Source organism: Microbacterium sp. HMWF026, assembly GCF_003061325.1.
Classification (GTDB): domain Bacteria; phylum Actinomycetota; class Actinomycetes; order Actinomycetales; family Microbacteriaceae; genus Microbacterium; species Microbacterium testaceum_E.
In genome coordinates, this window is record NZ_QAJB01000093.1 from 19,846 (window position 1) to 28,806 (window position 8,961).

Genomic DNA, 8,961 nt, shown 5'->3' on the forward strand with positions numbered 1-8,961 from the left:
AACCGGTGTCTGCCTCCACCGACGCGGCGCCCGTGAGCGCCCTCGCACCCGCCAACGACCCGACTTTCGACAACGTCTGGGACGAGCTGGTGTATCGGGGGCTCGTGCACGTCTCGACCGACGAGGGCGAGCTGCGCGAACTGCTCGGTGCGGGCCCGATCACGTTCTACTGCGGCTTCGACCCGACCGCGCCGAGCCTGCACCTGGGCAACCTCGTGCAGCTGCTGACCATGCGTCGTCTGCAGCTCGCGGGGCACCACCCGCTCGGGCTCGTCGGCGGATCCACGGGCCTCGTCGGCGACCCGCGTCCGACGGCGGAGCGCACGCTGAACACGCGGGAGACCGTCGAGGAGTGGGTCGGAAAGCTCCGTGCCCAGGTGGAGCGTTTCCTGAGCGTCGACGGCGACAACGCCGCGCGCATCGTCAACAACCTCGACTGGACCGCCCCCCTCAGCGCCATCGACTTCCTGCGCGAGATCGGCAAGCACTTCCGCGTCGGAACGATGCTCAAGAAGGACGCCGTCAGCGCGCGCCTCAACTCCGAGGCGGGCATCAGCTACACCGAGTTCAGCTACCAGATCCTGCAGGGCCTGGACTACCTCGAGCTGCACCGCCAGTACGGCTGCGTGCTGCAGACGGGCGGCAGCGACCAGTGGGGCAATCTCACCAGCGGCACCGATCTGGTGCGCAAGGTCGAGGGCGTCTCGGTGCACGCGATCGGCACGCCGCTCATCACCAACAGCGACGGCACCAAGTTCGGCAAGAGCGAGGGCAATGCGATCTGGCTGGATGCCGAGATGTGCAGCCCGTGGGTGATGTACCAGTTCTGGCTCAACACCGATGACCGCGACGTCGTCGAGCGCTTGAAGGTGTTCACGTTCCTCACGCGCGACGAGATCGCCGGCTACGAGCAGCTCGTGGAGTCCGAACCCTTCCGCCGCGCCGCGCAGAAGCGCCTCGCCCGTGAGGTGCTGACGACGGTGCACGGACCCGAGGCCACCGAGGCCGTCATCGCCGCGACCGAGGCGCTGTTCGGACAGGGCGACGTCACCGCGCTCGACGCCGCCGTGCTGCGCAGCGCCCTCGAAGAGCTGCCGCACGCGACCGTCGCCGCCGGGTCCACCGTCGTCGAGGCGCTCACGGCCACGGGGCTGTGCGCGAGCCTGAGCGAGGCCCGTCGCGCGATCGCGCAGGGCGGCGTCTCGCTCGACGGCGAGAAGGTTGCGAGCGACGAGGCGATCGTTGAGGGGACCCTTCCCGGCGGCGTCTCGGTGCTGCGCCGCGGTAAGAAGACGCTCGCGGGACTCTTCTTGAGCTGACATGCCGTTCACGCCGAGCCATGCCGTCGTCGCGCTTCCGTTCCTGCGCACGCGGCTGGTCCCGGCGGCGATCGCGATCGGCGCGATGACCCCCGATCTGCCTCTGTTCCTGCGCGGAATGGTGCCCGACTACGCCATGACGCACGATCCGGCCTGGCTCGCGCCGACCGTGGTCGTGGCCCTCGCGCTGGTCGTCGTCTGGCGCTGCGTCCTGCGGCCTGCGACTCGCGAACTGCTACCGCGGGCCGTGGCCGCGCGTCTGCCCGAGGGGTGGGATGCCGGTGCCCCGGCCGCGGCGCGCGAGACGTTCGGCGGGGGAGTGGTCGGCATCCTGTGGCTCGTCCTGTCGCTCGCGCTCGGGGTTCTCTCGCACATCGCGTGGGACCTGTTCACGCACGAGGGGCGGACGGGGGAGCAGCTGTTCCCCGTGCTCGCCGCGCAGTGGGGGCCGTTCTCGGGCGCCAAGTGGCTGCAGCACGCGTCGAGCGCGCTCGGTCTGGTCGTGCTCGCGGTCTTCGCGGTGATGTGGCTGTCGCGGCGCTCTCCGGGCTCGGTCGCCCGCGTGCTGCCGGATGCCGTGCGCGCGGTGTGGTGGCTCTCGCTGCCGGTGGCGCTGGTGGGCGCGAGCCTCGTCGCCCTGGCGGTCGAGGGTGGGTTCGGCCCGGACTACACCCCGACCCACCTGATCTACGGCGTGCTGGTCAAGGTCGCCGCCGCGTGGGGTGCGGCGACGCTCGCGCTGGCGGTGCTGGTGCAGTGGCGGCGCCGGGTCGGGGATGGGCGGACCTCGCCCCGGCCCGCGGGTCACACGGGTGGGCGCGCGGGCGGCGACTAGACTCGGGGACGTTATGACGAAGGCGGGAGAATCGGTGTCGGCGAGCACGAAGGGCAAGAAGTCGGGCGCGGACGAGGTCATCCTCGGACCCACCGGACGCCCGTATCAGGGGTTCCCCACCCCGAAGCCGCTCGATGGACACGGTCCCGCCCGCATCATCGCGCTGTGCAACCAGAAGGGCGGCGTCGGCAAGACGACGACCACCATCAACCTGGCCGCCTCGCTGGCCGGTTACGGGCGGCGTGTCCTGGCGATCGATTTCGACCCGCAGGGTGCGCTGTCGGCGGGACTCGGCATCCAGACGCACGACGTCCCCACCATCTACGACCTGCTGCTCGACACCAAGCGCGACCCGCACGAGGTCATCATGCACACGCGGGTCGAGGGTCTCGACGTGATCCCGGCCAACATCGACCTGTCGGCGGCCGAGGTGCACCTGGTCAACGAGGTCGCCCGCGAGACGATCCTCGCGCGCGTGCTGCGCAAGGTCGCAGCGGATTACGACGTCATCCTGGTCGACTGCCAGCCCTCGCTCGGGCTGCTCACCGTCAACGCGCTCACTGCGGCGCACGGCGTGCTCATCCCGCTCGAGTGCGAGTTCTTCGCGCTGCGCGGTGTCGCGCTGCTGGTCGAGACGATCGACAAGGTCCGCGACCGGCTCAACCCCGCGATCGAGCTCGACGGCGTTCTCGCGACGATGTACGACCCCCGCACGCTGCACTCGCGCGAGGTGCTCGAGCGCGTGGTCGAGGCGTTCGGCGACGACGTGCTCGAGACGGTGATCGGTCGCACGGTCAAGTTCCCGGATGCCTCGGTGTCGGGCATGCCGATCACGGAATTCGCGCCCGAGCACGCCGCCGCCCAGGCCTACCTGCGGCTGGCGCGGGAGCTGGTCGCCCGTGGCGCCGTCGCCTGACGACACCCTCGCCGGCGCCGCGGTCGCGGCGTCCCGCTCCGCGGACCTGCGCGACGCCGACGGGGTCGGTCCTGCGGCATCCGACATCCCTGCCCCCGTCGACGCAACCGGCGCCGACGCTCCCGGCTTCCGCGTCTCGCTCCCCGACTTCGACGGGCCCTTCGACCTGCTGCTCACCCTCATCTCGCGCGCCGAACTCGACGTCACCGAGGTCGCGCTCAGCCGTGTCACCGACGAGTTCATCTCGTACCTGCGGGCGATGGGCCCCGACGGCGATCTGGACGAGGCGTCCGAGTTCCTGGTGGTGGCGGCGACCCTGCTCGACATGAAGATCGCCGGTCTTCTGCCGCAGGGAGAACTGGTGGATGCCGAGTCGGTGGCGCTGCTCGAAGCCCGCGACCTGCTGTTCGCCCGGCTGCTGCAGTACCGCGCCTTCAAAGAGGTGTCGGCGTGGTTCGCGCGGTGCCTACAGCGCGAGGGCACCCGTCACACGCGCTCCGTCCGCCTGGAGCAGAAGTACCGCAGCGCGGTGCCGGAGCTGACGTGGACGCTGTCGGCCGAGGACTTCGCCGCGCTGGCGGTGGTGGCCTTCGCCCCGAAGCACCTCCCCACCGTGGGTCTCGACCATCTGCACGCCCCTCTCGTGAGCATCCGCGAGCAGGCGGCGATCGTGGTCACCCTGCTGCGCGCGGCGGGGACGCTGAGCTTCCGCGATCTGGTCGCGGGCGTGAACGAGACGGGGGTCGTGGTCGCGCGGTTCCTGTCGATCCTCGAGCTGTACCGTCACGCCGCGCTGTCGTTCGAGCAGCTCGAACCCCTCGGCGAGCTGACCCTGCGCTGGGCCGCCGAGCGGTGGTCCGATGAGAACCTCGCCGCCCTGGGAGCCGACTATGACCGCTGACCCGACGACCGCCGACCGCGACACCACCGTGGACACCGCCGCCGCGACGGCGCCGGCCCCCGCCTCACGGCCGAGCGATGCGGCATCCGTCGCCCGCCGCCTCGAGGCCATCCTGCTCGTGGTCGACGAACCGCAGAGCTTGGTGAGCCTCGCGGCCGCGGTCGCCGCCCCGGTACCGGCGGTGCGCCAGGCCGTCGCGGCCCTCGTCGCCGACTACGACGGCGAAACGGGCGGCCCCCGGCGCGGCTTCGAGCTGCGCGAGGTCGGCGGCGGGTGGCGGCTCTACGTCCGCGAGGAGTACGACGACGTCGTCGGCGAGTTCGTGAACACCCAGGCCCCCTCGCGGTTGTCGCAGGCGGCGCTCGAGACCCTGGCCGTCATCGCGTACAAGCAGCCCGTCACGCGCGGGCAGGTGGCATCTATCCGTGCCGTCAACGTCGACTCGGTCGTGCGCACGCTGCTCGCCCGCGGGCTGATCACCGAGGTCTTCACCGACCCCGACACGGGCGCCATCCACTACGGGACCACCGAACAGCTGCTGGTCCACCTCGGCATCAACTCGCTCGACGAGCTGCCGCACATCTCGCCGTTGCTCGACGACGGCTCGGACGGATTCGACGGAGAGGTACTGAAATGAGCGAAGCGGATGCCGAGGGCGTGCGCCTGCAGAAGGTGCTCGCGAACGCGGGCGTGGCCTCGCGCCGCGTCTCGGAGCAGATGATCGTCGAGGGGCGCGTGCGCGTGAACGGCGTCGTCGTGACCGAGCTGGGCTCGCGCATCGACCCCGAGGTCGACCTGGTCGACGTGGACGGCACGGCGATCCAACTCGACTCCTCGAAGCGCTACGTCATGCTGAACAAGCCGACGGGCGTCGTCAGCTCGATGAACGACGACCGCGGGCGCCCCGACCTGCGCCGCTACACGAAGGACTGGGACGAGCGCCTGTTCAACGTCGGACGATTGGATGCCGACACCTCGGGCCTTCTCGTCCTCACCAACGACGGCGACCTCGCCCACGTCCTGGCGCACCCGTCGTTCGGGGTGACCAAGGTCTACATCGCCAAAGTCGAGGGGCAGGTGCTGCCGCAGACCATCCAGCGGCTCATCAAGGGCGTCGACCTCGAGGACGGGCGCATCGCCGCCGACAAGGCGCGTCTGCTCGACGCGTCGAGGGGCGAGAGCCTGGTCGAACTGACGCTGCACTCGGGCAAGAACCGCATCGTGCGACGCATGATGGCCGAGGTGGGTCACCCCGTCGTCGAGCTGGTGCGCCGGCAGTTCGGACCCCTCCACCTGGGAACACTCCCTGCGGGTAAGGCCCGCGAGTTGACTACAGTAGAACGCGGCGCCCTTCTCACGCTGTCGCGAACCGACGACAGCGCTCCGACCGATCCGGCGGAGTGAGCCTCGCGGGCGTGCCTGGACGCGTCCCGCGCCGGGCAGGGCAGCAGGAGACCCGATGAGCGAACCGAACGCACCGTCCGCGCGCGCGGCCGGGCCTTTGGCGACCCGCACGAGCGGCACGGTCCGCGTCGTCGGGTCGGGTCTGCTCGGCGCGAGCATCGGCCACGCGCTCACCGCGCGCGGCGTCGACGTCGTCCTCGTCGACGCGTCGCCCTCGCAGCTGCGCCTGGCCATCGACTACGGCGCCGGCCGCGCCGAGCGCACCGACGACGCCCCCGGGCTGATCGTCGTGGCGGTTCCGCCCGACGTGACGGCCGACGTCGTCGAGCGCGAGCTCGCGGCGTTCCCGGATGCCGTGGTCACCGACGTCGCGAGCGTCAAGCTCGAGCCGCTGCGCACCCTCCGTGCGCGCGGCGTCGACCTGCGCCACTACATCGGTTCGCACCCCATGGCCGGACGCGAGCGCGGGGGAGCCATCTCGGCCCGCGCCGACATCTTCGTGGGCCGCCCCTGGGTGGTCTGCCGGGATGCCGAGACCTCGGCCCACGACCTGTCCCTCGTCGAGGGGCTCGCGCTCGACCTCGGGGCGACGCTCATCGAGATGACCCCCGAAGAGCACGACGAGTCCGTCGCCCTCGTGTCGCACGTGCCGCAGCTGGTGGCGAGCCTGCTGGCGGGCCGCTTCGTCACGGCCCCCGACGGGTCGCTGCGACTCGCGGGGCAGGGCGTGCGCGACACCACCCGCATCGCGGCATCCGCTCCCGAACTGTGGGTGCAGATCCTGGGTGCCAACGCCGGTCCCGTCGTCGAGGTGCTCGACGACCTCGCCGCCGACCTCACGCAGGTGGCGGCGGCGCTGCGCGCGCCCGAGGCGCCCGGCGCGCGCCGGGCGGTCGCCGACACGATCCGCCGGGGAAACGAGGGCGTCGAGCGCCTGCCCGGCAAGCACGGTCAGAACCGTCGCTTCGACAGCTTCGTCGTCATGGTCGACGACACCTCCGGCCAGCTGGGCCGCCTCTTCGGCGAGCTCGGAGACCTCGACGTCAACGTCGAAGACCTGCGCCTCGAGCACTCGCCCGGAGCCCCGTTCGGTCTCGCCGAGATCAGCGTCGTCCCCGACGCGGTCCGCCGGGCCGTCGACGGGCTCCAGCAGCGCGGATGGCGGATTGCGAGCACCACCCATGACTGACTCTCCCACCCCGGCCCTGACCAAGCCCGCGTTCGGCGCGGCGCTGGCGACCCCCGCCGAGGGCTCGGCGCCCGCGGGGGCGGCATCCGTCCCGGCGGTCGTGGCCATCGACGGTCCCGCCGGCAGCGGAAAGTCGAGCGTCTCGCGCGCCGCGGCCGAGCGACTGGGCTACGGCTTCCTCGACACCGGTGCCGCCTATCGCGCCCTCGCGTGGCACGCGCTCGCCCACGGCGTCGACACCTCGGACGCCACCGCGGTGCTCGAGGTGTTCGGCGACTTCGACTACGCGATCTCGCTCGACACCACCGACCGCTGGGTGCGGGTCGGCGGGGTCGACGTGACCGCCGCGATCCGGGAACCCCGCGTGACCGACGCCGTCAGCGGCGTCGCGCGCGTCGCCCCCGTGCGGCACGCGGTGACCGAGTTGTTCCGGCGGCTCGTGGCATCCGCGGGTCTGCCGGGGGTCGTCGTCGAGGGTCGTGACATTACCACGGTCGTGTTCCCCGACGCGCCCGTGCGCATCCTGCTCACCGCGGCGCCCGAGGTGCGCGCCGCACGCCGCAGCGCCGAACTGACCGATCAGGACGCCGCCAAGGTGGCCGCCGCGCTGCATCAGCGCGACGCGGCCGATTCCACGGTCGTCGACTTCCTCACCGCCGCTGACGGCGTCGAGGTCGTCGATTCGACCCACCTCGATTTCGCACAGACCGTCGACGCCGTGTTGCGCGTCGTCGAGACCACGATGGGAGCCCGCGATGGGCGTTGAAGACGAGTACGAAGGCGGGCCCGACCAGCTCGCCGAGAAGATGCAGAACCTCGACGAGGTTTTGGCCGAGCAGCGGGCAGAGGCCCTTCGCGCGGGCCTGGCCGACTTCGACCTCGACGAGGACGATGCCGCGCTGCTCGCGGGGCTGGCCTCGGGCGACGGCGAGATCGAGTTCCTGCCGGCGCTGCCGGTGGTCGCGATCGTCGGCCGACCGAACGTCGGTAAGTCCGCACTGGTGAACCGCATCCTCGGCCGCCGCGAGGCCGTCGTCGAGGACACCCCGGGCGTCACGCGCGACCGCGTCACCTACAAGGCCGAGTGGCTCGACCGCCGCTTCTCGCTGGTCGACACTGGCGGGTGGGAGCCCGACGCGAAGGGCATCGACCGTTCGGTCGCGGCGCAGGCCGAGGTCGCGATCGACCTGGCCGACATCGTGCTGTTCGTGGTGGATGCCACGGTGGGGGCGACCTCGACCGACGAGCACGTCGTCAAGCTGCTGCGCAAGAGCAACAAGCCGGTGTTCCTCGTCGCCAACAAGGTCGACGACGCGCGCCAGGAGCCCGAGGCCACGGCCCTGTGGAACCTCGGCCTGGGCGAGCCCCACCCCGTCTCGGCCATCCACGGCCGCGGTGTGGCCGACCTGCTCGACGAGATCATGAAGGTGCTGCCCGAGGTCTCGGCGGTCGCCAAGTACGAGATCGGCGGCCCCCGCCGCGTCGCGATCCTCGGTCGCCCCAACGTCGGCAAGTCCTCGCTGCTGAACAAGGCCGCCGGCGAAGAGCGCGTTGTCGTCAACGAGCTCGCGGGCACCACCCGCGACCCGGTGGATGAGGTCGTCGAGCTCGGCGGCAAGCTCTGGACGCTGGTCGACACCGCCGGCATCCGTCGCCGCGTGCACCTCTCGCAGGGAGCGGACTTCTACGCGTCGCTGCGCACCTCGACCGCTCTCGAGAAGAGCGAGGTCGCCGTCGTCGTCCTCGACGTCTCGCAGCCGATCAGCGTGCAGGACCTCAACATCATCGACCTGGTGCTCGAGTCGGGCCGCGCGCTCGTCCTGGCGTTCAACAAGTGGGACCGCCTCAACGACGACGACATGGAGAACCAGGACCGTCGCCGCTACCTCGAGCGCGAGATCGAGCAGGACCTCGCGCACGTCGCCTGGGCCCCGCGCGTAAACATCTCGGCCCGCACCGGCCGTCACCTCGACAAGCTCGTCCCGGCGCTCGAGACGGCGCTGGAGTCGTGGGACACCCGCATCCCGACCGGTAAGTTCAACGCGTTCCTGTCGGAGCTGGTCGCCGAGCACCCGCACCCCCTGCGCGGCGGAAAGCAGCCCCGCATCCTGTTCGGGACGCAGGCGGCGACGCGTCCGCCGACCTTCGTGCTCTTCACGACCGGGTTCCTCGACCCGGGGTACCGCCGGTTCATCCAGCGGCGCCTGCGCGAGATCTACGGCTTCGAGGGCACCCCGATCGTGCTCAACATGCGCATCCGCGAGAAGCGTCAGCGCTGAGCCCGCGTCGCGAACGCCCCGGTCCCCGTCTGTGGGGGGCCGGGGCGTTCGCGACGCGGGCTCAGCGCTGACGCTTCTCGCGGATGCGCATGTTGAGCACGATCGGGGTGCCCTCGAA

9 protein-coding genes are annotated in these 8,961 nt (G+C 71.3%); all 9 read left to right on the forward strand.

What is annotated here, in order from left to right; translation table 11 throughout:
- Nucleotides 1–5 precede the first annotated feature (5 nt).
- The 9 genes from tyrS (at nt 6) to der (ending at nt 8,843) form a co-directional block, all read left to right on the forward strand.
- Nucleotides 6–1,319 (forward strand): tyrosine--tRNA ligase, encoded by a 1,314-nt coding sequence (tyrS, locus tag DBR36_RS04610; protein ID WP_108317768.1) that lies wholly within the window; start codon nt 6–8, stop codon nt 1,317–1,319.
- 1 nt (nt 1,320) lies between these two features.
- Nucleotides 1,321–2,154, forward strand: a complete 834-nt coding sequence (locus tag DBR36_RS04615; protein ID WP_108317769.1) for a DUF4184 family protein — start codon at nt 1,321–1,323, stop codon at nt 2,152–2,154.
- Nucleotides 2,155–2,167: 13 nt separating this feature from the next.
- Complete coding sequence (locus tag DBR36_RS04620) at nt 2,168–3,070, forward strand: ParA family protein (protein WP_258222564.1); 903 nt, start codon at nt 2,168–2,170, stop codon at nt 3,068–3,070.
- Nucleotides 3,071–3,155: 85 nt separating this feature from the next.
- Entirely contained in the window at nt 3,156–3,971 is an 816-nt protein-coding gene (locus DBR36_RS04625; RefSeq protein WP_258222567.1) for a ScpA family protein, read from the forward strand.
- The gene (scpB, locus tag DBR36_RS04630; RefSeq protein ID WP_258222565.1) at nt 3,961–4,608 is read left to right on the forward strand and encodes an SMC-Scp complex subunit ScpB; all 648 of its coding nucleotides are present in this window, start codon (nt 3,961–3,963) and stop codon (nt 4,606–4,608) included. Before DBR36_RS04625 ends, scpB begins: the two co-directional genes overlap by 11 nt.
- Nucleotides 4,605–5,375 carry a pseudouridine synthase gene (locus DBR36_RS04635; RefSeq protein WP_108317770.1) on the forward strand — a complete coding sequence of 257 codons (771 nt, stop codon included), beginning with the start codon at nt 4,605–4,607 and terminating at the stop codon, nt 5,373–5,375. Before scpB ends, DBR36_RS04635 begins: the two co-directional genes overlap by 4 nt.
- Before the next feature lie 55 nt (nt 5,376–5,430).
- Nucleotides 5,431–6,564: a prephenate dehydrogenase gene (locus tag DBR36_RS04640; protein WP_108317771.1), complete on the forward strand. Its 1,134-nt coding sequence runs from the start codon at nt 5,431–5,433 to the stop codon at nt 6,562–6,564.
- Nucleotides 6,557–7,330 carry a (d)CMP kinase gene (gene cmk, locus DBR36_RS04645; protein ID WP_108317772.1) on the forward strand — a complete coding sequence of 258 codons (774 nt, stop codon included), beginning with the start codon at nt 6,557–6,559 and terminating at the stop codon, nt 7,328–7,330. The genes DBR36_RS04640 and cmk overlap by 8 nt, the downstream gene beginning before the upstream one ends.
- Nucleotides 7,320–8,843 carry a ribosome biogenesis GTPase Der gene (gene der, locus DBR36_RS04650; protein WP_108317773.1) on the forward strand — a complete coding sequence of 508 codons (1,524 nt, stop codon included), beginning with the start codon at nt 7,320–7,322 and terminating at the stop codon, nt 8,841–8,843. The genes cmk and der overlap by 11 nt, the downstream gene beginning before the upstream one ends.
- Nucleotides 8,844–8,961: the final 118 nt, after the last annotated feature.